Origin of the sequence: Arthrobacter sp. YAF34 (assembly GCF_052113245.1) — a bacterium.
Lineage (GTDB): Bacteria > Actinomycetota > Actinomycetes > Actinomycetales > Micrococcaceae > Arthrobacter.
On record NZ_JBFRCV010000003.1, the window covers coordinates 245,316 to 268,113 of the forward strand.

The window sequence follows — 22,798 nt, forward strand, 5'->3', positions numbered from 1 at the left end:
TGTCCGGGCCGGTCGGTCTCCGGTCAGGAGCGGGTGAGTGCGTCCTCGTCCTCCGCCGCAGCCGGTCCGGCCGCGTCGACTGTATCGTCCCTGCCAGGGCCTTCCGTGCCGGGGCCGTTCACCGAGGCGCGGGCCGCCGCGAACTTTTCGTTCAGCCGCGAGTGGCGCTGGCCGTAGGCGAAGTAGATCGCGATGCCGATCACAAGCCAGATGGCGAAGAAGATCCACGTTTCCACGGCGAGGTTGGTCATGAGGTACAGGCACAGCACGGCCGAGACGATCGGGAGGACCTTGCCGAACGGGACGCGGAAGCTCGGCTTCAGGTCCGGACGCTTCTTGCGCAGGACCAGGATGCCAAGGCTCACCATCACGAAGGCGGACAGCGTCCCGATGTTGATCATTTCCTCCAGCAGGTCCACGTTGGTCAACCCGGCGACAACGGCGACTGCGGCGCCGCAAATGATCTGGAGACGGGCCGGCGTCGCACGGATAGTGCTGGTCTTGGACAGGGAGCGCGGCAACAGGCCGTCGCGGCTCATGGCCAGGACCACGCGCGACAGGCCCATGAGGAGCACCATGATGACCGTCGTGAGGCCGACGAGGGAGCCGAAGGCGATGACCTTGGCGGCGTCGGTGTTGCCGACGGCCTCGAAGGCCGTGGTGAGCGTGGGGTTCTTGGCCTCGGCCAGCTTTGTGTAGGACACCATGCCCGTCAGCGCCAGGGACACCAGGATGTACAGCACCGTGACAATCGCTAGGCCACCGAAGATGCCGCGGGGCAGCGTCTTCTGCGGGTTCTTGACCTCTTCGGCCGAGGTGGCGACGACGTCGAAGCCGATGAAGGCGAAGAAGACCAGGGCTGCGCCGGCGAAGATCCCGAGGGTTCCGTACTGGGCCGGGGCTGCGCCGGTCAGGAAGCCGAAGAACGACTGCTTGAGCACGTCCGCGGTTCCGGCGCCGCCGGTGGGCTGGGAGGTCGGGACGAACGGGGCGTAGTTCTCGAACTTCACGTAGCTGAAGCCGACCACGATCACGAAGAGGACCACGGCAATCTTAATGAGCGTGAAGATGTTGCCGACGCGGGCGGAGAGCTTTGTCCCGAGGACCAGCAGCACGGTGAAGATGGCGACAATCAGGAAGGCGCCCCAGTAGAGGTCGATGCCGCCGAGCGAGATCGATGGCGGAACGTCCAGGCCCATGAGCGCGAAGACCTTGCTGAGGTAGATGCCCCAGTACTTGGCGATCACGGCGCCGGCTGTGAAGAGTTCGAGGATCAGGTTCCAGCCAATAATCCATGCGAGGACCTCCCCCATGGTCGCGTACGTGAAGACGTAGGCCGAGCCTGCCACCGGGATGGCCGTGGCAAACTCGGCGTAGCACATGATGGCGAGCGCGCACGTGACGGCTGCGATCGCAAAGGAGACGGTCACGGCGGGGCCGGCGAAGTTCGCGGCGGCCTTCGCGCCGACCGAGAAGATCCCGGCGCCCACGGCAACCGCGACCCCCATGATCATGAGGTCCCACGTGCTGAGCGAGCGCTTCAACTTGCGTCCGGGTTCATCGGCGTCGGACATGGACTGCTCGATGGATTTGGTCCGGAAAAGGTTCATAGGAAAGTCCGCAATCTCGATAACTGGTTTGGAAACAGACCTATCTAGTGTAATGTCCATCCACTGGGCGGCCATTTTAATCTCACATAGTGAGACGAAAGAGCGGGCCGGGCAGGATCATCCTGCCCGGCCCGCTTGCGCCCCTGGCACCGCCGCAGACCGCCTAGACGGGCCAGTCCATGAGCGTCGAGCGGATCAGGAACCGCTTGCCTTCCGGTGCCTCCACCGAGAATCCGCTCCCCCGGCCGGGGACGACGTCGACGGTCAGGTGGGTGTGGCTCCAGTAGTTGAACTGCTCCCGCGACATCCAGAATTCCAGCGGCTGGGGCTGGATACCGTCCGAGATGTCGAACAGGCCGAGCAACACGTCCGAGTCCCCCGTGAGGAACTCCCCGGCCGGGTAGCACATCGGCGAGGACCCGTCGCAGCAGCCGCCGGACTGATGGAACATCAGCGGACCGTGCTGCACCCACAGCTTGCGCAGCAATTCCACGGCCTCGGGAGTGAGCGCCACGCGGGAGAAGTCCTCCCCGGGGCGGGTGACGGCGGCGTCGAGCTTCGTCTCCGGCATCAGCGTCCTTCCTTCAGCAGAACTTCAGCAGAACACGCCGTCGATCCTGGCGTGTTTCCCCGCAGGTGCTGGAAATGGTGCGGGCGGGGCGGATCACGTCCGATCCGCCCCGCCCGGGTCAATGCGGCTTAGAAGAAGCCGAGCTTGTTTTCGTTGTAGCTGACCAGCAGGTTCTTGGTCTGCTGGTAGTGGTCCAGCATCATCGAGTGGTTCTCACGTCCGATGCCGGAGGACTTGTACCCGCCGAACGCGGCACCGGCCGGGTAGGCATGGTAGTTGTTCACCCACACGCGGCCGGCCTGGATCTCGCGGCCGGCACGGTAGGCGACGTTGCCGTTGCGGGACCAGACGCCTGCGCCGAGGCCGTAGAGGGTGTCGTTGGCGATCCCCATGGCGTCGTTGTAGTCGCTGAAGCGCGTCACGGACACGACGGGGCCGAAGATCTCCTCCTGGAAGATCCGCATCTTATTGTGGCCCTCGAAAATGGTGGGCTGCACGTAGTAGCCGCCGGCCAGGTCGCCGGACATTTCGGCCCGGGCGCCGCCGGTGAGGGCCTTGGCGCCTTCCTGCTTTCCGATGTCGATGTAGGACAGGATTTTTTCCAGCTGGTCGTTCGAGGCCTGGGCGCCCAGCTGCGTCTCGGTATCCAGCGGGTTGCCCTGGATGATCTTCTGCGTGCGGGCCAGCGCATCGGCCATGAAGGAATCGTAGATACCTTCCTGGACCAGGGCGCGGGAAGGACAGGTGCAGACTTCGCCCTGGTTGAATGCGAAGAGGGTGAAGCCTTCCAGTGCCTTGTCGTAGAAGGCATCATTGGTGTCGGCCACGTCATTGAAGAAGATGTTGGGGCTCTTGCCGCCAAGCTCCAGGGTGACCGGAATCAGGTTCTGGGAAGCGTACTGGCTGATCAGCCGGCCGGTAGTTGTTTCGCCGGTGAAGGCGATCTTGCGGATCCGCGGGCTGGAGGCCAGCGGCTTGCCTGCCTCCACACCGAAGCCGTTGACCACATTGATGACGCCGGCCGGCAGAAGGTCGCTGATCAGTTCCATCAGGACCAGGATCGAGGACGGCGTCTGCTCGGCAGGCTTGAGCACGACGGCGTTGCCGGCGGCGAGAGCCGGGGCGAGCTTCCAGACCGCCATGAGGATCGGGAAGTTCCAGGGAATGATCTGGCCGACGACGCCGAGGGGCTCGTGGTAGTGGTATGCCGTGGTGTCGTCGTCGAGCTGGGACAGCCGGCCTTCCTGGGCGCGGACGGCGGAGGCAAAGTAGCGGAAGTGGTCCGCGGCGAGCGGAATGTCGGCGTTGAGGGTTTCGCGGATCGGCTTGCCGTTGTCCCAGGATTCGGCGACGGCGAGCATCTCGGTGTTCGCGTCGATCCGGTCGGCAATCTTGTTCAGGATCGCGGCGCGCTCGGCCACGGACGTCTTGCCCCAGGAGGGTGCAACCTTGTGGGCGGCGTCCAGCGCCAGCTCAATGTCCTCGGCGGTGCCGCGGGCGACCTCGCAGAAGGCCTTGCCGGTGACCGGGGTGATGTTCTCGAAGTACTGGCCCTTGACCGGGGCGACCCACTCGCCGCCGATCCAGTTTTCGTAGCGGTCTTTGAAGGTGACCTTCGAGCCCTCGGTTCCGGGCTGGGCGTAAACAGTCATTGCTAGCTCCTTTGCTGTGCAAGATGGGGGCGGCAAGGCGTTCCCGGCCCCGGTTGCCCCCAGCCTAGGGGCGCAAAGGTTGCAGTGAGGTTGCGCCGGTGTGAGCCCGGTCACCGGAGGGATTTCCGGCCGGTTCGCGGCTCAGGCGCTCAGTTCCCGGTCCAGCCGTTCCAGATCGGCGACGACGGCGGCGCGCTTGGGCGAGCGCGGCGGCAGCAGCTTCAGGGCCGCGGCCCGGACCTCGACGTCGTCCTTTGCCTCGGGCAGTTCGGCGTACTTCAGTAGCGATTCCGCGCTGCCGTCCGTCAAGAGGGCCTCGCGCATCAGCGCGGAGACCCTGGCCCGCAGCGCCGCGATGCCGGGCGCCTCGGAGCGGGGCAGGACGGCGCCCCGGTAGATTTCCAGCGCTATCCGGTGTGCGCCGCGCTGCAGACAGTTCAGTACCTGTCCGGCATCCGGAACCACGTCCAGCGGCAGCCGGTACGGGCGCGACTCCGGGACCGCGCCGGGATTGAGCTGCTGCAGGACCTTGCGCAGGCGGACCATCTCCGCGCGCAGCGTCATGGTGGATGCCTCCCCGGGGTACAGGAGTGTGCAGAGCTCCTCGGCATTCAGCCCTTCCGGGTGGGTGCTGAGCAGCGCCAGGATTTCACTATGCCGGGCGGACAGGGCCACGGTGCGGCCGTCGATGCTGAGCAGGGCCTGATCGCGGCCGAGGAGCTGGAGGCTGTTGCGGTACAGGCTGTTGGCGGCCGGCATCCCGGCCGTTCCCGGGGCGGCCGGACTCCGCCGCCGGGACGGCGGGGACTGGCGTGCGGCGGCGAGCTGCAGCCGTTCCACCCGCAGATGGGCCTGGGCCGCGGCGACCGTCGCCTCAACGAGGGACAGTGTGTGCGGGGCCACGGCCGACTCCGTGCCGGTGATGTCCACGACCCCCAACAATGCGCCGGTATCCGGATCGTGGAATGGCACTGCCGTGCAGCTCCACGGGTGGACCGAGCGCTTGTAGTGTTCGGCCCCGGAGATCTGGATGCCCCGGCCGAGGGCCAGCGCGGTGCCCGGGGCGCTGGTGCCCACTGTCGCCTCGGACCAGTCGGCGCCCGGGACGAACATCATGCCTTCGGCCCGGCGCTGCAGGGCGGCGTCGCCTTCGACCCAGAGCAGCCTGCCGACCTCGTCCCCCACCGCCACCAGCATTCCGCTGTCATGGCTCGGCAGGACCAGGAGCTTGTGGATCACGGGCATGATGGCGGCCAGGGGATGCCGGCGGCGGTATTCTTCGAGTTCGTCCCGATCCATGGCAAGCGGCGCCTCGGGATTATCGGGGTTGGCGTGCAGTTCCGCGGACCGCCGCCACGACTCCTGGATCAGGCTGCTGAGTCCGGGCAATTGCAAGTTTTCGGGAAAGACCAGTCCGCGCGAATCCAGTTCCTCATGCCCGGCGCTGGCATGCTTCTGGCGCAGCGCTGCGGTGACCCCGCCTGCCGGCGGTACCAGTGCTGCCGGATGAACCGGATTCCTCATTGAACTCCCAGCGGACGGGCTCGACGGCGCGCCGTAGGCCGCCTCGTCCGGCCCAGTCTAGTTCCGTCCGGGGACTTTGGAAATGCATCGGCCCGCGCGGCCCCGGGCGGACTCAGGCGGTGACTCCCGGTGGCAGGACGTAGCTCTTGATCTCGCCCAGGTGCCCGATCTCGGGGCGGGGCAGCCCGGCGGCCGCCACCAGTTCTTGGAAGTCCCGTCCGGTGCTGAACCGGTCAAAGACCTCCCGGTTCGGGCAGGTGTCCAGGACGGTGATGCCGTCCTCGGTCTGCACGCACAGATGCAGTTCCAGCTGGCCCGCGGGCAAGAGGGCCAGCATGCGGTCGTGGCCGGCGAGAAGCTCTGCCGGGTCACCCCGAAAGGTGTACATTCCCAGATACATCGCCTGTCTCCTTCACATGGTTTGCGGTGTTTGACGGCTCTCGAGCCGGCTGACGGCCAACCGGCACGGGGCTATCTCACGGCACGGCGGTCGCAGGCCGCCGACCGGCCCAGGGCCTGGCCTGTTCCAGCTGGGCCGCCAGCCGGAAGAGCGTCCCTTCGGCGCCGAATCCGGCGAGGAAAGACATCCCCACGGGAAGCCCGGCAGAATCGGTCCCCAGGGGAACGGACATGGCCGGGTTGCCTGTGATGTTCGCGTACTCGCCGTCAAACATCAGGAAACGCCCCGCCTCCCGTTCCCCGCGGACGGGGTCCTCCGGCGTCGCGGTCAGCGTGTCCAGCGGCAACGGCGGCCAGCCGACCGTGGGCGTCAGCCAGAGATCGTACCTCTGGAAGAAGGCCGCAACCTGGCGGCTGAAGCGCTGCAGCTCCTCGACGCCCTGCAGGTAGTCTCCGGCGCCGATCTTCCTGCCGCGCCCGAACAGGACCTCGGTATACGGCTCCAGCTCTCCCGGTTCCGGTCCCCGGCCCAGCCGGCGCGTCCAGTAGCCCTCAATCCAGGCGGCTGCGGCGGCGTAGACGGCCCGGATGGCCCGGTGCCCTGCCCGGCCCAGGGAGTCCGGGCGGGCCTCTTCGACGTCGTGGCCCAGATTGCTCAACAAGTCCACGGTGGCGCGAAAGGTCCGCAGGTAGTCAGGATGGACCTGCTGACCGCTGTTGGGGGCGGCTGTGGCGGCGATCCTGAGCCGTCCAGGCGGCGTCGCGGTTTCGGCCACGTAGGGGCGAAGCCGCGGCGGGGCCCAGTAGGGGTCCCCGGGTGCCGGACCGGCCACGGCGTCCAGGAGCGCCGCGGCGTCCCTGACCGTACGGGTCAGCGCGAATTCGGCGGCGAGGCCGCCGACGACGTCGCCGTATTCCGGGCCCAGCGGCACCCGGCCCCGCGTCGGTTTAAGGCCGAACAATCCGCACCAAGCCGCAGGGTAGCGCAGCGACCCGCCGAGGTCGTTGCCGTGGGCCATCGGGACGATCCCGGCTGCCACAGCGGCCGCCGACCCGCCGCTCGATCCGCTCGTGGAGCGCGACAGGTCCCAGGGGTTGCGCGTTGGCCCGTGTAGCAGCGGTTCGCAGTGCGGGCTCAGCCCGAATTCACACGTGTTGGTCTTGCCGACGATGGCGAGCCCGGCCTGCCGGAAGCGCCGCGTGAGTTCTTGATCGTGGCGTGAGATGTTCCCGGCCAGCCAGCGCGCGCCTTCGGAGAACGGTGTCCCCGCGATTTCCAGCGCGAGGTCCTTGACGAGGAACGGCACCCCGGGAAAGGGACGTGCGCCGGGCGGGGCGTCCTCCCCGGGGCCGGTGCTTGCGGAGCCTGCTTCCGAGGTGCTGACCAGCTCAACGATCACGGCATTCAAGGCGGGGTTGAGTGTCCTGGTGCGGTCCCGCGCCTCGGTGAGAAGTTCGGCGGCGCTGACCTGTCCGGAACGGACCAGATCAGCCTGCTCCGTGGCATCCATCCAGCGGAGTTGTTCATCCACGGCACCCTCCCGGAGGGGATTACGGCACAGGGATTACGGGAAAGCGATCACGGCAGTGGGACGTCCGCCGCGGCAGTCCTTGTGCGTGAAAATTCTACGTCCGGACGCCGCCTTGGGACAGGGCATGCCTTCGCCGTCGGCACAGGCTATCCGCGGGAAATCTCGATCATGTCCTCGCGCGGCACCACCTTGATGCGCTCGCGTTCGATCCCGTTGGCGGGCTCGGCCGCGGACCATTCGGCGCCGAGGGCGAGTTCGTGGGCATCGAGCTTGATCCACCCTTCCCACGTGGTGTACTGGATGCCCCGTTCCTGAAGCAGGTCAATGATGGCCTGGGGGTCCGGGTTCTGCGCCGGCGGCAGGGTCAGCCGGTCCTCCAGCAGGCAGCCGATGGTTTCCAGCGCGTCGCCCTTGGTGTGGCCGATCAGCCCGACGGGCCCGCGCTTGATCCATCCCGTGGCGTAGATGCCGGGGACCGGCTTCCCTTCGGCGTCGAGGACCCGGCCGCCCTCGTTGGGGACAATGCCCCGGCGGGCGTCGTATTCCAGCTCGTCCAGCGGCGAGCCGTGATAGCCGATCGCCCGGTACACGGCCTGGACCGGGTAGTCGAGGAACTCCCCGGTTCCTTTGACATTGCCGGTGCCGTCCAGCTGCATGCGCTCGAACTTGATGCCGGTGACCTTGCCGGGATTGGCCGCGTCGTCATGGATCTCGACGGGGCTGTGCAGGAAGTGCAAGTGCAGGCGGCGCGAGGACGGCTCCTCGGCCTCGGCATGTTCCTCGACGAGCCAGTTCGTCAGGGTATTGACCATGGTCCGGATCTGGTTGTTGCTGCGGATGGCCTCATCCGAGGCCTCGTCAAACTCGAAGTCCTCCGGATATAGGACGATGTCGACGTCCTTGGCATGGCTGAGTTCGCGCAACTCCAGCGGCGTGAACTTCACCTGGGCCGGGCCGCGGCGGCCGAAAACGTGGACATCGGTGACGGGAGAGTCCTTCAGCGCCCGGTAGACGTTGTCCGGAATTTCGGTGACCAGGAGTTCGTCAGCGTGCTTGACCAGCATGCGGGCCACGTCGAGGGCCACGTTGCCGTTGCCGATCACAGCGACTTCCGTGGCCTCCAGCGGCCAGTCCCGCGGCACGTCCGGGTGGCCGTCGTACCAGGAGACGAAGTCTGCCCCGCCGAAGGAGCCCTCCAGGCCGATTCCGGGAATGTCCAGATCGGCGTCCTTGATGGCTCCGGTGGAGAAGATGACGGCGTCGTAGAAGGCACGGAAGTCATGCAGCGTCAGATCCCGACCATAGGTGACATTGCCCAGGAACCGGATGTCGCCGCGGTCCAGGACCTTGTGCAGCGCGTTGACGATCCCCTTGATCCGCGGATGGTCGGGCGCCACCCCGTACCGAATCAGGCCGTACGGGGCCGGGTATGCCTCGAACAGATCGATGCTGACCTCGACGTCGCCGCCTTTGACCTCATTGGACTTCGTCAGGATGTCCGCGGCGTAGACGCCGGCCGGGCCGGCACCGACAATCGCGACACGCAGGGGACGAGTAGATGTGGATTCGGCCGAGTTGGACACCGGGAGCCCTTCTGAGTCTTAGGGACAGCGCCAGTAGATACAGCGCACAGGCCCCTATTCTAAATGTCGCCGGCCCGCCTGTGGTCCGGCTGGTAGGAATAGGCGCCACGAAGGTGGTGTTATTGGTTTTGTGCCTAAACCTGACGGATCTTTCTCCCTCGCCCCGCCGACCGTTTCGCCCGCCCCGGCATCTGCGGGCTTGGCCCCAGTGGACAAGGACACGACGGCGGGGATCCTGTTCGGGATCGGCGCCTACGGTCTCTGGGGGCTGCTCCCCCTGTACTTCTACGTTCTACATCCGGCTGGCGCGATCGAAATCGTCGCCAACCGGGTGGTCTGGTCGCTCCTGTTCTGCGTTCTGCTCATCACCGTCACCCGGTCCTGGCGGGTGCTGGCTGCCGCGTTCCGGAACCGCACGGTGATCGGTCCGCTGTCCATCGCCGCGGCCTTGATCGCGGTGAACTGGCTGACTTACACCTACGGGGTGACCACCGGCCAGGCCGTTGAGGCCTCGCTGGGCTACTTCATCAACCCGCTGGTCTCCGTGCTGCTGGGGGTCTTTGTCCTCAAGGAGAAGCTGCGGCCGCTGCAGTGGGCTGCCGTCGGCATCGGCTTCATCGCCGTGGGGGTCCTGACTGTCTCCTACGGCAAACTGCCCTGGATTGCGCTGACGCTGGCGTTCAGCTTTGGCCTGTACGGCTTCGTCAAGAAGCGCGTCGGCCCGCGGGCGGACGCGATCACAAGCCTCTCGGTGGAAACGATCGTGCTCGCGCCGGTGGCCGCGGCCACCATGATCGTCCTCGCCGTCAGCGGGGCGGCGAGCCTGGCCACGAATGGTGCCGGGCACTTCTGGCTGCTGGCGGCGTCGGGCGTCATTACCGCCGTGCCGTTGTTGTTCTTCGGGGCCTCTGCCCGCCGGCTGCCGATGACCACGATCGGCCTGCTGCAATACTTCGCACCGGTCCTGCAGTTCATCGTGGCCCTCGTCGTGTTCAAAGAAACGATGACCCTGGACCGCTGGATGGGCTTCGGGGTCGTCTGGCTGGCGCTGCTCGTGTTAACCGTGGACATGCTCCTCGCTGCCCGGAAGAACTCCGTGACACGGAAGCGGGCCCGCGCCGCCGCCTAACGTCCCACTTGGCCCGTCCGCCAATCGACTGCGCACCAGGGGCGCCGTGCGTTAGTGTCATCATGGACGGACACGGTGGGGCGGAATTGAGGATTGCTGGTGCCAGAAAAGGATCTTGACAGTCCGGGCGGGCGGGATATTTCGTCCCTCGACTTCGACAGCAACGGCATCTTGCGCCTCCAATGGGCCCGGGGCGTCGTGATTGACGCCCCCAACGCCCAACGTGCCATGGATCGGGTCAATGACATGTGCGCGGGCCGGCCCACGCCGCTCCTGATCGACATGGCCACCACGGAGTCGGTCAGCCGGGCCGCCCGGGCCGTGTTCGCGAAGCGCTGCGACGCCTCGGCAATCGCGCTCCTCGGCTCGTCCGCCGTGGACCGCGTCCTTGCCAACTTCTTCCTCGGCGTCAACTCGGCACCGGTTCCGACGCGCTTTTTCACGAACAGCGATGAGGCGGCCCGCTGGCTGACCTCCCAGGGCCATGACAGGGCATGATGACGACCGCCGGCTCGAGGAACTCGTAGACGGCATCGTCGTATTGTCCTCGGGCGATCTGTCGAACCGCTTGCAGGTATCGCCGGCACGGGACGGCATCGACGCCGTCACCACCGGCATCAACCTGCTCGCCGAAGAGCTCCAAAGCATGTATGAAGACCTCGAGGTCCGGGTTGCCGAGCGGACCGCTCTTCTGGAGGCGACCAAATCCGAACTCCGGCGCGTCATCAACACCGACGAGCTGACCGGGCTGGCCAGCCGCTCGCTGCTGCGGGAAAAAGTGGCAGAAGCCGTCGCCACGGCCGGAGCGAACCGCCAGCCGGCGCTCATCCTGCTGGACCTCGATTCCTTCCGGCTCATCAATGACAGCCTCGGACATGCCGCGGGGGACGCGGTCCTGCGGGAGGCGGCCCAGCGGCTGGGCGCGGCGGCGGGGGCCGGCCACCTGATCGCCCGTCTCAGCGGCGATGAGTTTGCTGTGCTCGTCGTGGACCAGGAGCCCGGCGCCGTTCTGGAGATCGCGTCCCGGCTCGGCGAATCGCTGAAGGACAGAATCGTCGCCGGGGGCGTCGCGGTCACCCTCACGGCCGGGACCGGTGTCCGGCTGGGGGAACCCGGGCTGCGCAGCGAGGAACTCATCCGCGATGCCGACATCGCCATGCACGAGGCCAAGAAACGCGGACGGGACACCCTGCTGGTGTTTTCCGCGGCCATGCACGAGGCCGCCAAGCAGCGGGTCCACCTGGTGGCGGAGCTCCGGACGGCGCTGGCCACCGACGAACTCGAGCTGGAATACCAGCCCATCATGAATCTGCGCACCGGCAAGATTGCCGGCGCCGAGGCCCTGATCCGCTGGCGCCACCCCACGATGGGTCTGCTGGCGCCCGATATCTTCCTCGACGCCGCCGACGAAGCCGGGCTCACCGTGGAAATCGGCCACTGGGTGCTCGGGAAGGCCATCTCGCAAACCGGTCGCTGGAAGTCCGATCCCGGACTCCCGGCCGGCTTCAGCACCCACATCAACCTCTCACCGGCGGACCTGCACCACGTCGATCTGGCGCCGTACGTCGAAAGCCTGCTGGCCCGGCACGGCGTCGAGCCGGGCGATATCTCGATCGAGATCACCGAAACCGCGATCATGCGCAGCGGGCCGGAGGTGGCAGCCACCATGCAGTCCCTCAACGACCTTGGCATCAGGATCGAGATTGATGACTTCGGCACGGGCTATTCGTCCATCAGCTATCTGCGCACCCTGCCGGCCGCCATGGCAAAGATCGACAAGTCCCTCCTGGACGGAATGACCACGGACCGGCAGCAGGAGACCTTCGTCGCGGCCATCTTGCAGCTGATTCATTCGGCCGGACTGGGCGCCGTCGCCGAGGGCATCGAGGACGGCGCGCAGGCCGAAAGGCTGCAGCAGCTCAACTGCGAATTCGGCCAGGGGTACTTCTTCAGCCGGCCATTGCCCGCTGTGGACATGACCGCCCTGCTGGCGCACAGCAACGGTGCCGCAGCATGAGCGGCCCCGGCCCTGAGAGCACGAGCAACGCAGCCACGCTTGCAGAAGCCGCCAACAACGCGGCCAAGCACGACGCCGCCCCGCAAAAGGCCGCCACGCACCACACCGCCAGCCCCGGCGCCGGCAGGGCGCGCCGGGCGGCAGACACGCTCCGCCTGGTAGGCCGCGTCGCGGCGCTGTCTTTGCACCGTCCCCGGCGACCGGACCGGCGCTGGGATGTCTTTTGGCGCGGCGTGGCGCAAGGATCGCTCAGGGAACCGATCATCTGGGACGCGGCGCCGGGCGTCCGGAACGAGGAGATCCGGCAACACCTGCACACCATGGCGACCATGATGGACACCAGCCTTCCCGTGGTGGACCTCGGCTGCGGGAACGGGGCCATCTCCCACCGGCTCACCGGGACTTTCCCCTCGGTGCTGGGCGTCGACGTCTCGCCGGAGGCAGTGGCGGCAGCCCATGCCGTCCACGCCCACGTTCCGGATCTTAGCTTCCGGAGCCTGGATGCCACGCAGGCCGCCGCCGTGTCCGGGCTGGCGCGTGAACTCGGCGACGCCAACGTCTTTGTCCGCGGCGTTTTCCACGTCCTGAGCCGGCGCCGCCAGGCGCGCCTCGCAGCCTCGATCAAAGCGCTCCTCGGCACCAGGGGGCGGCTTTACCTGGTGGAAACCAATGTCCCGGGCAGCGCGCTGAGCTATCTCCGGGGTTTGGGCGCCACGGGCGACCGGATCCCGGGGCCGCTCCGCCAAGCCATCTCGGCGCTGCCCAAGCCGGGCCATTTCGGCGCCACGCAACGCGCCCGGGTGTTCCCCGCGTCGCGGTGGACCCTCCTCGGCGAGGGTCCCACCGTCCTGAAAACCGTGCCGATGCAACCCGGCGGACCGCCCGGCAGCATTCCGGCCTACTGGGCGGTCCTGGTCCCAAAACCCTAGGCCCAAGAACTTAGGCCTTAGACCTCCGGGAAGGAATCCACCCGCTGGTAATCGCGAGGGACCACAACCATCGGAACCGGCAGTGCCCGCAGCACCTTGTTGGCCGTGCTGCCGATGAACAGTTTGTACTTCTCTGCCAGACGGGAGGACCCGACGATCATGACCTCGCCGTCGTCCCATTCCAGATCATCGATGGCTTCCTCGATCGTGCGCCCGTGGGCGACCTCCACGCTGACATGGTGGCCCTCCGGCAGGCGGTGCGCGGCGGCGGCGAGGATGGTGTTGGCGTGGATGTGGGCGGCATTGACGTTTTCCCCGCCGTCCCCCTCGACGTCCAGTTCGACGAGGGAGACCAGCCGGAGCGGCACCCCGCGGCGCTCGGCGGATTCGATCGCGACGTCGATCGCCGCTTCCGCTCCCGCCCGCTGGCCCACGGCGAGAGTCAGTCTCGTGATCGCCTCCGTCCGGCGGTAGCCGAGCGGCGCCAGGGCCACCGGAACCGGGGCGGCGTGCAGGAGTGCGTTGGCCACGCTGCCCACGGTGTGGCGTTTGAAGAGGCCGCTGCTGGCGGCGCCCACCACGATCAGGCCGGCCCGGTACTCCAAGGCCGCGTCGATGAGACCGGCCGCGAGCGAGTCCGCCTGCCGGACGTGAAAGTGGGCTTCCAGGCCGTCCGGGACCAGTTCCATCCCCTGCCGTTCCGCCGCGTGGATCTTCTGCTCCACGGCGGTGGCCAGGCTTCCCTCCGGACGGGTGGCCACGTAGGGCGTGTTCCGGTCCACCACATAGACAAGGTCGAGATGGGCTCCCTGCGCCCGGGCCATGGCCGAGGCCAGGGCGACGGCGTCCGCGCCGCGTTCGGTGGGTGTGTAGCCGACTACATATCGCATGTATGAACCCCTCGTGGGTCTGTGGCAGACGCCAGCCATCCCCCGGGGATCCGGGCGACGTCGGCCGGTCTGCGTTCCTGCAGTGGTAGGAATGACTCTAGTCCAGCCGGCGCCAGAAACGGTGGTGACTTATGGCCCTGAGCAGGAGAATCTTCGGCGCCTACGCTGGGATGGTGGAAGGGAGGCCATCATGGATGCGGTCTTTAGCCATCGGACGGGGGCGCGGTCCGCGGTGGGAGCCCTGACGCTCGCGCTGGTCCTGACCGCGTGCACGCCGCCGACCCCGCAGCCCTCCGCCAGCAGCCAGCCGGCACCGCAGTCCCCCTCCGGCAGCGCGTCCAGTACCGCGATGCCGAGCGCCTCGGCGTCGCCGTCAACGGCCGGTGATGCTGACGAAACGGCACCGCCGCACCCCGGCGACAAGGTGATCTCCTCCACCGTCACCCACGAGTGGACGGTGCCCGGACCCACAGCCTCGTTGCACACGGACCACAAGAACCCTGTACCGATCGCGCCGCCGCCGGCGGCTCCGCTGCCGACTTTGCATGCCATCGGTGCGGGCCAGCACCCCGCCGAAACACCGCCCTATGACCAGCTGAGTTTCCGGTTCAACGGAGGATTCCCCAGCTACGACGTCGCGGCGGTCCCCGAACTTATCAGTGACGCCAGCGGCCAGCCCATTCCGATGCCGGGCACGGGAAGCATTCTCAAGGTGACGTTCCGCGGCGCCCAGGCACACACCGCGGACGGCACGGCCAGCACCGTGACGAGCGCCCCGGCCCCGGCGATCGGGTACAAGGCGCTCACGAGCTACGCTCCTGCCGGGGACTTCGAGGGCGTGCTGACTTATGGAATCGGCGTCGGCCGCCCGATGAACCCGGTGCCGGAGACGAAAGTGCGGGTCTACGAGGTGGAGAAGATCGAGCAGGGCCAGCACCTCTATGTGGTCGCCATCCAGCTGGACGCGACCAACTGGAAGTAGGCGCCGGTGAGGGACAAAGGAAGAGCCGCGGACGGTGCGTCCGCGGCTCTTCCTTTGGCAACTCTGTCCGGGCGGGACGGGCCGCCGGGTTGGGATCGCCTTCCCGGCAGCTCGTTGGCTGGCAGCTTAGGCGTTGGCCTTGATGGCCGCAGCCAGGACGCCGAGTCCGTCCAGCAGCAGCTCGTCGCTGATCACCAGCGGCGGGAGCAGCCGGATGACGTTGCCGTAGGTGCCGCAGGTGAGGATGATGACGCCCTCCTTGAGGCAGGCTGCAGCGACAGCCTTGGTCAGCTCCGGGTTCGGCTCCTTGGAGCCGGGCTGGACGAGTTCGATCGCCAGCATGGCGCCGCGGCCGCGGACATCGCCGATCGCGGGCTGCTCAGCCGCCAGCTCGCGCAGCTTACCGAGGGCGATCTCCTCAATGTGCTTGGCACGGGCGTTGAGGCCGTACTGCTCCATCGAGCCGATGGCCGCGAGCGCCGCCGCGCAGGCCACCGGGTTGCCGCCGTAGGTGCCGCCGAGGCCGCCCGGGTGGACGGCGTCGAGGAGATCGGCGCGGCCGGTGATGGCGGAGAGCGGCATGCCGCCGGCGATGCCCTTTGCCATGGTGATGATGTCCGGGACAACACCCTCGTGGTTCACGGCGAACCATTCGCCGGTGCGGCAGAAGCCGGACTGGACCTCGTCGGCGATGAAGACGACGCCGTTGTCCTTGGCCCACGCGGCCAGCGCCGGGAGGAAGCCCTCGGCCGGGACGATGAAGCCGCCCTCGCCCTGGATGGGTTCGATGATGATCGCGGCAACCTGCCCGCCGCCGATCTGCTTCTCAATCATGGTGATGGCGCGCTTGGCGGCCTCGGCACCGGTGATCTCCGGGTTTTCCTCGCGGAACGGGTAGCTCATCGGCATGCGGTAGACCTCGGGCGCGAACGGGCCGAAGTTGGTCTTGTACGGCATGGCCTTGGCGGTCAGCGCCATGGTCAGGTTCGTGCGGCCGTGGTAGGCGTGGTCGAAGGCAACCACAGCGTCCCGGCCGGTGGCGAGCCGGGCCACCTTGACGGCGTTTTCGACAGCCTCGGCGCCGGAGTTGAACAGCACGGTGCGCTTCTCGTGGTCGCCCGGGGTGAGGCGGTTCAGCTGCTCGGCGACGGCCACATAGCCTTCGTAGGGCGTGACCATGAAGCAGGTGTGGGTGAAGTGCTCCACGGCTTCCTTCACAGCACCGACGACGGCGGGGTCCGAGGCGCCGACGCTCGTCACGGCGATGCCGGAGCCGAGGTCGATGAAGGAGTTGCCGTCGACGTCGTGGATGATGCCGCCGTCGGCGTCAGCGACGAACACCGGAACGCTCGAGGCAACGCCCGCGGCGACGACCGCTTTGCGGCGCTCGGTCAGGGCGACGGACTTGGGACCCGGGAAGTCGGCCTGGACGCGGCGTTTCTGCTCAAGCCGGTAGGTGATGTCATGTGCGGTGGTGGTCATGGGAAAGCCTTCCTAAGCGTGCGGTTGATGCGCGCGAGTTATGCGTCAGGTTGCGTGGTGCGGCTGCGTTTGGCGTTATGCATCTGCGTTATGCGACAGCGTTATGCATCCAATGCACTCATGACGTGCTTGATGCGGGTGTAGTCCTCCACGCCGTACATGGACAGGTCCTTGCCGTAGCCGGACTGCTTGAAGCCTCCGTGCGGCATTTCGGCGGTGAGGAGAATGTGCGTGTTGATCCAGACGGCGCCGAAGTCCAAGTCCCGGCTCAGGCGCATCGCGGTGCCGTGGTTCGTCGTCCAGACGCTGGAGGCCAGGGCGTAGTCGACGTCGTTCGCCAGCTCCACAGCTTCGTCCTCGGTGCTGAACTTCTGCACGGTGATGACCGGGCCGAACGTTTCCTTCTGCACGATGTCATCACTTTGCTTGGCGCCGGTGACAATGGTGGGCTCAAAGAAAAAGCCCTTGTCCCCGGCCCGGTGCCCGCCGGTCTCGATCTTGCAGTTCGCCGGCAGGTGCTCGACGGCGGACGTCACCGCATTGAAGTGGTTGACGTTGTTCAGCGGGCCGAAGTAGTTGTCCTCGTCGTTCTGCGAACCGGTGTGAAGGGTCTTCGTGTGCTCGACCATGGCGGCAACGACGTCATCGTGCACCGAGTCCTGGACCAGGACGCGGGTGATCGCCGTGCAGTCCTGGCCGGCGTTGAAGAAGGCGAACTCGGCGATGGCCGCGGCGCTCTTCTTGAGGTCGGCATCGGCGAACACAATGGCCGGGGCCTTGCCGCCGAGCTCCAGGTGGGCGCGCTTGAGACCCTTGGCGGCGCCCGAGGCGACGGCGATGCCGGCGCGGACGGAACCGGTGATGGAGACCAGGCCGGGGACCTTGTGCTCCACCATCATGGCGCCGGTCTCGCCGGTGCCCAGGACGACGTTCAGCACACCCGCCGGGAAGATCTCGCCGGCAATCCGGGCCAGGACCAGGGTGGATTCGGGGGTGGTGTCCGAGGGCTTGAGCACCACGGTGTTGCCGGCGGCCAGGGCGGGGCCGATCTTCCAGATGGCCATGAGGAACGGGTAGTTCCAGGGGGCAACCTGCGCGACGACGCCGATCGGTTCCCGCCGGACGTAGGAGGTGTGGCCTTCGAAGTACTCGCCGGCGGACTTGCCTTCCATGATGCGTGCGGCACCGGCGAAGAAGCGCAGCTGGTCGGCGCCCGTGGCCACTTCCTCGGCGGCGATCAGGGAACGGACCTGGCCGGTGTTGCGGTGCTGGGCCTCCACGATCTCGTCGCTGTTGGCCTCGACGGCGTCGGCGAGCTTGAGAAGCATGAGCTGGCGCTGTCCCGGCGTGGTGTGCTTCCAGGTCCTGAAGGCGTTCTTGGCAGCCGTCATGGCGGCGTCGACGTCGGCCTGCACCGAAATCGGCGCCTGCGCCACCACGTCTCCGTTGGTGGGGTTCACGATGGGCAGCAACCCTGTGCCGGCGGGGGTGACGAACTCGCCGTTGATGAAGTTCTGCAAGGTTTGAACCACGGTGTACAACCTCTTTCCTACTGCCAATGACGGATGTGTGACTGGTCACGAGCCTATGCCAGCGGGACAAGCCAGGGAATAGGCACCTGCACACCATGCCCGCAAGGCTTTAGTGCGCTTGCCCAGCGCCCGGCTATCCTGAATCCATGGCCATTTCACTCGCCGCACTGCAGGGAGTTTCCTCCCTCCGTCTCACCAAGGCCGGCCTCGCCGAAACCACCTGGCACCAGGACATTGTCTGGGTGGCCGTCACGGAACAGGAGGATCCGCAGCGGTTCCTCAACGGCGGCGAATTGATCCTCACGACGGGCATGCGGCTCAAGAGCGCCGCGGAGCAGCGCCGCTTCGTCCGGCAGGTGCAGCGCGCCGGTGCCGTGGGGATCGGCTTCGGGGTCGGCCTGACGCACGACGCCGTGCCGCCGGCCCTGATCGCCGAGGCCAACCGGTGGGGGCTGCCCGTAGTGGAGGTTCCCTACGAAACCCCCTTCATCGCGATCGGCAAGCTCGTGGCCGACGCCCAGTCCGCGGACCACCTGGTCAAGCTCGAACGGCTCATCGCCGGGCACCAGATCCTGGCCCGGGCCCTGCTGACGGGCGGCGGGCTCGCCGAACTCCTCAAACATCTGGGGTCGATGCTGCGGACCGAGATCGTCCTGACCCAGTTCACGGCACAGCTGTTCAACAGCATGCCCGGCCATCCGGCACCCACGGCCGAGGGCTGGGTCTCCTACCCCATCCCCACGGGGCGCCGCGATGCCTGCACGCTCTGGGTGAAGCAGCCATTCGAGGACTCGGGGATTGTGGGCTACGCCCAGAACCTGATCAGCGTCGAACTCAACAACATGGTCAAGCAGCGGCAGGCCCAGCGGGCGCTGGCCGGCCAGGTCCTCGAGGACGTCATCCACGGGACGCTGGAAACGTCCGAAGCCACCCGGCGCCTCGCCGGCATCGGCGTCAACAGCACTCGCAAGAACGTCGTCCTGCTCGCCGAATCCGCGGCCCACTACAAACAGCTCGTGAGTTCATCCCTGCCCCAGCCGCTCGACGCGGCGGTCAGCGCCGTTGTCGGGAAGGACCTGGTGGTGGTGATGTCCGACGACGGCAGCGGAGCCAGCGCCCGCGCCCGCAGCCTCAGCGACCACCTCGCCGAGGCCGGAATCCACGCCACGATCGGCATTGGCGGTGCCTACACCAAGCCGAACGGCCTGCGGTGGAGCTACTTCGAGGCCCGCGACGCCGCCAGCCACGGCCTCCCCGTCAACGAACCCGAGCGGCTGAGTCTGACCTCACTGCTGCTGGCCAGCGAAGACGTGCCGCTCGCGGACATGGCCAACGAATCGCTGAACCCCCTGCGGGCCTTTGACGCAGCGCACGGCGCAGAACTCATGACCACACTGGAGAGCTACCTCAGCAACAACGGCTCGGTGGCGGCGGTCGCCGAGGAACTCACCCTGCACCGCAACACGGTCCGCTACCGGCTGGCGCAGATCACCGAACTCACCGGCTACGACCCCGCCCAGACCGCGGACCGGGTGCAGCTCTGGCTCGCTCTGGCGGTGCAGCGGCTCAACGCCCGGCACCCGCGCTGAGGCCCAAGCAACGCGGGGTCACTTGGCGCCCATTCCGGGCCGCACAACGGGCGCTGAGTGACCCCGCGTTGCTTTTCGTTTGGTCGCCTGGGGCCGAGATCTTCGCCACTAAAGGCTAAGCCTCAAACATCAAACGTCTAACTTCTAAGAATGATAGGCACGGCTAGCAGCACGGCGGTTTCCGCTCTCCCCCAGACAGCTCCACCCGGTGACGGACGCCAGCGGGGGGTGATCGTGGCCGGCGTCGTGGCGCTCGTGCTGATCGGCCTGAACCTGCGCGCAGGCATCACCGGCTCCTCGGCGCTGTTCCACGACCTGCAGGCGGTCCTGGGGTACGGCCCGCTGATCGCAGCCTTGCTCCCCTCGATTCCCACCCTGTGTTTCGCGGTGGCCGGAACTGCCACGTCCTGGCTGACGCGGCAGTTGGGGCTGGAAAAAGCCATCCTGCTCTCCCTCGTGATGCTGGCCGCCGGGCTCCTGCTCCGGGGCATTCCATCCACCGGAATGCTGCTCGCAGGAACCGTGGCCGGAATGTCCGGGCTGGCCATCTGCAACGTGGCAATGCCCTCCTTCATCAGGGTGCACTTCGCGAACCGCACGTCGCTCATGACCGCCGTCTACACGCTGACCATGACCACCGGCGCCACCGTCACCGCCGTCCTGATCGTGCCCGTGGCACAAGCACTCGGCTCGCCCTCCGCGGGCGTCGGGTCGATCGGCTTCCTGGCCCTGTGCGCCTGCCTGGGCTTCCTCCCGATTGCGTTGCACGCCCACCGCAACCCGGCCGGCGGCAGGACCGCCCGAATTTCCCCGTGGCCCCTACTGCGGACCCGCACCGGCGCGATGATCACTCTGGGTTTCACGGTGCAGTCGCTGCTGGCCTATGCCGTCCTGAGCTGGTTCCCCTACATGCTGGCCACCACCGGGCTCTCCGCCTCCGAAAGCGGACTGATGTTCGGGCTCATGCAGCTCGTCTCCGTCCCTGCCGGCATGGTGCTGGTCGCCATCGGCTCACGCCCCCGGATGCTGCGGACGGCCTTCTACCTGGCCACCGTGGCCATGGCCCTCGGCGTCCTGGCGATGCTGGTCCTGCCAGCCGTCTGGGCTCCGCTGACCGCAGTGCTGCTGGGCTTCGGGCTCGGGATCTTCCCGCTGGTCATGGTGATGATCAGCCGCAGCGGCCGCACCACGGCCGAGACCACCGCGCTGTCCACCGTGGCACAGTCCGTCGGCTATCTGCTGGCCACCCTCGGGCCGTTCGGCATGGGCCTGCTGCACAGCGCCACGAACTCCTGGACGCTGCCGCTGTCCCTCCTGCTGGCGGTGGCGCTCGGCCAGATCGCCGTGGGCCATCTCCTGACGGCTAAAGCAAAAGAACAGCACCCCAAAGAACAGCGCCCCGCCGCTTCGCACTCCCCCGAAGAAACCCGGCCATGACACTCACCGCCTCGCACCGGCCGCCGCTGGCGGAGGAAATCACTGCCAAGCTGCGGGTGCTGATCCACTCCGGCGAGTGGCCGCTGCAGCAGCGCATCCCGGCCGAGCCGGAGCTGATGGCCGCGTTCGGCGTCTCCCGCGGCACCTTGCGGGAGGCTGTCAAGGCGCTGGCCCACAGCGGAATGCTTGAGGTCCGCCGCGGTGACGGCACGTATGTCCGGGCCACCAGCGAGATCGCGGGGGCCACGCAGCGGATGTACGAGGACCACTCTCAGGAGCACATCCTCGAGGTCCGCGTCGGGCTGGACACCCAGGCTGCCCGGCTGGCCGCCCGCCACGCGACGGCCGACGACGTCGCCGCCCTGCGCGGACTGCTCGCCGCACGCCGCGTCGCCTGGCTGGCCGCGGACTACACCGCGTGGGCCCGCGCAGACTGGGATTTCCATGTACTGGTGGCGCAGGCGTCCGCCAACCCGCTGCTGCATGAGCTGTATGTCAGTTTCGGCGTGGTCTTCCACAATGACCTGCTCCGGCAGCAGCGGCGGGGAGGTTTCAACGGCCTGCCGCACGAGGGCCACGACGAACTCGTGGACGCGATCGCCGCCCGCGACGAGGCGGCCGCCGTCGAGAGCGTCACCCGGAACCTGAATTCCTGCGCGGAGTGGCTGCGGGAGTAGCCGCCAAGGGTTTTTCCAAGGTGTCCGGACAATGCTCTGTCTCAGCCTGCGCCCCTGCGCCCAGCAGCGGGGCCTGGCGGCCGAAGGCCCCCGGCGGAACTTTCGTTCCGCCCGGGGGCCTTCGTGCTGCTCGGGGCCTTCGTGTTGGTGGGGCGGCCGTGCCTGGCCCCGAGCCGCGCCGGGGCCAGGCGGCCCGTGGTTCGGCGGGCACCCATTTAGGGTCTTAGTGCCGTAGACCCGTCTCCGGCCCCGGCCAACACTAAGAGTGGTAGGACGCTGTAGGAGGGTGCCCGCGATCGGGTGCCTGCACTTCCGCCCCAGTCACCGGGACAAGAGTGCCGGCCTCATCGCACGGCAGTCTCCTTGGTGTTGCAGTGCCGCAGATTTGCCCCAGTAAGTACGCCGCGAGGAGGTCGACAGTGGGGAAGAAGAAGAAGAAAAACAACCAGGGCGCCGACGGTCAGGACGAACGGAAGAAGATGCGCCGCAAGGACTACGAAGCGGAGATGGAAGTCCTGCAAGGCGAACTGGTCGCGTTGCAGGAGTGGGTGAAATCCACCGGAGCCCGGATCTGCATCGTGTTCGAGGGCCGCGACACGGCCGGCAAGGGCGGCACCATCAAGCGCATTGTGGAGCGGGTGAGCCCCCGGGTGTTCCGGGTGGTGGCACTGCCCACGCCGACGGAGCGGGAGAAGTCCCAGATGTATCTCCAGCGCTACATGGCACATTTCCCGGCGGCCGGCGAGGTGGTCATTTTTGACCGCAGCTGGTACAACCGCGCCGGCGTCGAACCTGTGATGGGCTTCTGCACCCCGGAGCAGACCAAGCGGTTCCTCGACATGACACCGATGGTTGAGAAGGCGATGGTCGACTCCGGAATGATCCTGCTCAAGTACTGGCTGGAGGTCAGCGCGGACGAGCAGACCCGGCGGTTGGAGAGCCGCATGGATGACCCCCGCAAGACCTGGAAGTTGTCGCCGATGGATCTCAAATCGTACAGCCGGTGGTACGACTACTCGCGGGCCAGGGACGCCATGTTCGAGGCGACCGACACGGCCTGGGCGCCGTGGTACGTCGCGCACAACGACGTCAAGAAGCGTGGCCGGCTCAATGTGATCAGTCATCTGCTCAGCCAGATTCCCTACGAGCCGTACCCGGGGCTCGACGTCGAGCTGCCGAAGCGGCAGAAAGCCGGCGACTACCGCGAGCCGACCCTGGCCGTGCGGCACATCCCGACTCCGTTCTAAACAGCGCCCCGTCGAT

The 22,798-nt window shown here is 67.3% G+C and carries 19 protein-coding genes; 9 read left to right on the forward strand and 10 right to left on the reverse strand.

Annotated features, from left to right (window positions below; translation table 11 throughout):
* Positions 1-23: 23 nt before the first annotated feature.
* The 7 genes from AB4Y72_RS05650 to AB4Y72_RS05680 form a co-directional block, all read right to left on the reverse strand.
* Entirely contained in the window at positions 24-1,610 is a 1,587-nt protein-coding gene (locus AB4Y72_RS05650; protein ID WP_441425160.1) for an amino acid permease, read from the reverse strand.
* Between the two features lie 163 nt (positions 1,611-1,773).
* Positions 1,774-2,181: a DUF779 domain-containing protein gene (locus AB4Y72_RS05655; protein WP_441425161.1), complete on the reverse strand. Its 408-nt coding sequence runs from the start codon at positions 2,179-2,181 to the stop codon at positions 1,774-1,776.
* A gap of 128 nt (positions 2,182-2,309) precedes the next feature.
* Complete coding sequence (exaC, locus tag AB4Y72_RS05660; protein WP_441425162.1) at positions 2,310-3,833, reverse strand: acetaldehyde dehydrogenase ExaC; 1,524 nt, start codon at positions 3,831-3,833, stop codon at positions 2,310-2,312.
* 141 nt (positions 3,834-3,974) lie between these two features.
* Positions 3,975-5,357, reverse strand: coding sequence for a GAF domain-containing protein (locus AB4Y72_RS05665; RefSeq protein ID WP_441425163.1), 1,383 nt, complete (start codon positions 5,355-5,357; stop codon positions 3,975-3,977).
* A gap of 112 nt (positions 5,358-5,469) precedes the next feature.
* Complete coding sequence (locus tag AB4Y72_RS05670) at positions 5,470-5,757, reverse strand: hypothetical protein (RefSeq protein WP_441425164.1); 288 nt, start codon at positions 5,755-5,757, stop codon at positions 5,470-5,472.
* A gap of 76 nt (positions 5,758-5,833) precedes the next feature.
* Complete coding sequence (locus tag AB4Y72_RS05675; protein WP_441425165.1) at positions 5,834-7,288, reverse strand: amidase; 1,455 nt, start codon at positions 7,286-7,288, stop codon at positions 5,834-5,836.
* 146 nt (positions 7,289-7,434) lie between these two features.
* Complete coding sequence (locus AB4Y72_RS05680) at positions 7,435-8,871, reverse strand: FAD-dependent oxidoreductase (RefSeq protein WP_441425166.1); 1,437 nt, start codon at positions 8,869-8,871, stop codon at positions 7,435-7,437.
* 130 nt (positions 8,872-9,001) lie between these two features.
* On the opposite strand from AB4Y72_RS05680, the gene rarD reads away from it, so the two are divergent.
* The 4 genes from rarD to AB4Y72_RS05700 all read left to right on the forward strand — a co-directional run bounded on the left by rarD (position 9,002) and on the right by AB4Y72_RS05700 (position 12,946).
* A complete protein-coding gene (gene rarD, locus AB4Y72_RS05685) occupies positions 9,002-10,000 on the forward strand; it encodes an EamA family transporter RarD (RefSeq protein ID WP_441425167.1) in 999 nt (332 codons plus the stop codon).
* A 99-nt stretch (positions 10,001-10,099) separates the two neighbouring features.
* Positions 10,100-10,498: a DUF7793 family protein gene (locus tag AB4Y72_RS05690; RefSeq protein WP_441425168.1), complete on the forward strand. Its 399-nt coding sequence runs from the start codon at positions 10,100-10,102 to the stop codon at positions 10,496-10,498.
* On the forward strand, positions 10,485-12,017 hold the full coding sequence (locus AB4Y72_RS05695) for a putative bifunctional diguanylate cyclase/phosphodiesterase (protein ID WP_441425169.1): 1,533 nt from the start codon (positions 10,485-10,487) through the stop codon (positions 12,015-12,017). Before AB4Y72_RS05690 ends, AB4Y72_RS05695 begins: the two co-directional genes overlap by 14 nt.
* Positions 12,014-12,946 (forward strand): methyltransferase domain-containing protein, encoded by a 933-nt coding sequence (locus AB4Y72_RS05700; RefSeq protein ID WP_441425170.1) that lies wholly within the window; start codon positions 12,014-12,016, stop codon positions 12,944-12,946. Before AB4Y72_RS05695 ends, AB4Y72_RS05700 begins: the two co-directional genes overlap by 4 nt.
* Positions 12,947-12,963: 17 nt before the next feature.
* Here AB4Y72_RS05700 and AB4Y72_RS05705 read toward each other — a convergent pair whose 3' ends face one another.
* Positions 12,964-13,836: a universal stress protein gene (locus tag AB4Y72_RS05705; RefSeq protein ID WP_441425171.1), complete on the reverse strand. Its 873-nt coding sequence runs from the start codon at positions 13,834-13,836 to the stop codon at positions 12,964-12,966.
* 190 nt (positions 13,837-14,026) lie between these two features.
* Here AB4Y72_RS05705 and AB4Y72_RS05710 point away from each other — a divergent pair, with 190 nt between their 5' ends.
* Positions 14,027-14,818, forward strand: coding sequence for an AMIN-like domain-containing (lipo)protein (locus AB4Y72_RS05710; protein ID WP_441425172.1), 792 nt, complete (start codon positions 14,027-14,029; stop codon positions 14,816-14,818).
* 126 nt (positions 14,819-14,944) lie between these two features.
* Here the strand turns inward: AB4Y72_RS05710 and gabT are convergent, their stop codons facing one another.
* Both gabT and AB4Y72_RS05720 read right to left on the reverse strand, forming a co-directional pair.
* On the reverse strand, positions 14,945-16,300 hold the full coding sequence (gabT, locus tag AB4Y72_RS05715; RefSeq protein WP_441425173.1) for a 4-aminobutyrate--2-oxoglutarate transaminase: 1,356 nt from the start codon (positions 16,298-16,300) through the stop codon (positions 14,945-14,947).
* A 101-nt stretch (positions 16,301-16,401) separates the two neighbouring features.
* On the reverse strand, positions 16,402-17,832 hold the full coding sequence (locus AB4Y72_RS05720) for a gamma-aminobutyraldehyde dehydrogenase (protein ID WP_441425174.1): 1,431 nt from the start codon (positions 17,830-17,832) through the stop codon (positions 16,402-16,404).
* Positions 17,833-17,978: 146 nt separating this feature from the next.
* On the opposite strand from AB4Y72_RS05720, the gene AB4Y72_RS05725 reads away from it, so the two are divergent.
* From AB4Y72_RS05725 to ppk2, 4 genes are all read left to right on the forward strand, one after another.
* Positions 17,979-19,421, forward strand: a complete 1,443-nt coding sequence (locus AB4Y72_RS05725) for a PucR family transcriptional regulator (RefSeq protein WP_441425175.1) — start codon at positions 17,979-17,981, stop codon at positions 19,419-19,421.
* Between the two features lie 150 nt (positions 19,422-19,571).
* Positions 19,572-20,858, forward strand: coding sequence for an MFS transporter (locus AB4Y72_RS05730; protein WP_441425176.1), 1,287 nt, complete (start codon positions 19,572-19,574; stop codon positions 20,856-20,858).
* The gene (locus tag AB4Y72_RS05735; RefSeq protein ID WP_441425177.1) at positions 20,855-21,535 is read left to right on the forward strand and encodes a FadR/GntR family transcriptional regulator; all 681 of its coding nucleotides are present in this window, start codon (positions 20,855-20,857) and stop codon (positions 21,533-21,535) included. The genes AB4Y72_RS05730 and AB4Y72_RS05735 overlap by 4 nt, the downstream gene beginning before the upstream one ends.
* 419 nt (positions 21,536-21,954) lie before the next feature.
* Entirely contained in the window at positions 21,955-22,782 is an 828-nt protein-coding gene (gene ppk2 / locus AB4Y72_RS05740) for a polyphosphate kinase 2 (RefSeq protein WP_441425178.1), read from the forward strand.
* Positions 22,783-22,798: the final 16 nt, after the last annotated feature.

Bases quoted from the DNA above. Each gene is read 5' to 3' on its own strand.
- AB4Y72_RS05705 (WP_441425171.1), bottom strand. From the start codon at position 13,836: ATGCGATATGTAGTCGGCTACACACCCACCGAACGCGGCGCGGACGCC.
- exaC (WP_441425162.1), bottom strand. From the start codon at position 3,833: ATGACTGTTTACGCCCAGCCCGGAACCGAGGGCTCGAAGGTCACCTTC.
- AB4Y72_RS05725 (WP_441425175.1), top strand. From the start codon at position 17,979: ATGGCCATTTCACTCGCCGCACTGCAGGGAGTTTCCTCCCTCCGTCTC.
- AB4Y72_RS05655 (WP_441425161.1), bottom strand. From the start codon at position 2,181: ATGCCGGAGACGAAGCTCGACGCCGCCGTCACCCGCCCCGGGGAGGAC.
- AB4Y72_RS05730 (WP_441425176.1), top strand. From the start codon at position 19,572: ATGATAGGCACGGCTAGCAGCACGGCGGTTTCCGCTCTCCCCCAGACA.
- AB4Y72_RS05710 (WP_441425172.1), top strand. From the start codon at position 14,027: ATGGATGCGGTCTTTAGCCATCGGACGGGGGCGCGGTCCGCGGTGGGA.
- AB4Y72_RS05665 (WP_441425163.1), bottom strand. From the start codon at position 5,357: ATGAGGAATCCGGTTCATCCGGCAGCACTGGTACCGCCGGCAGGCGGG.
- gabT (WP_441425173.1), bottom strand. From the start codon at position 16,300: ATGACCACCACCGCACATGACATCACCTACCGGCTTGAGCAGAAACGC.
- AB4Y72_RS05700 (WP_441425170.1), top strand. From the start codon at position 12,014: ATGAGCGGCCCCGGCCCTGAGAGCACGAGCAACGCAGCCACGCTTGCA.
- AB4Y72_RS05650 (WP_441425160.1), bottom strand. From the start codon at position 1,610: ATGAACCTTTTCCGGACCAAATCCATCGAGCAGTCCATGTCCGACGCC.
- AB4Y72_RS05735 (WP_441425177.1), top strand. From the start codon at position 20,855: ATGACACTCACCGCCTCGCACCGGCCGCCGCTGGCGGAGGAAATCACT.
- AB4Y72_RS05670 (WP_441425164.1), bottom strand. From the start codon at position 5,757: ATGTATCTGGGAATGTACACCTTTCGGGGTGACCCGGCAGAGCTTCTC.
- AB4Y72_RS05695 (WP_441425169.1), top strand. From the start codon at position 10,485: ATGACAGGGCATGATGACGACCGCCGGCTCGAGGAACTCGTAGACGGC.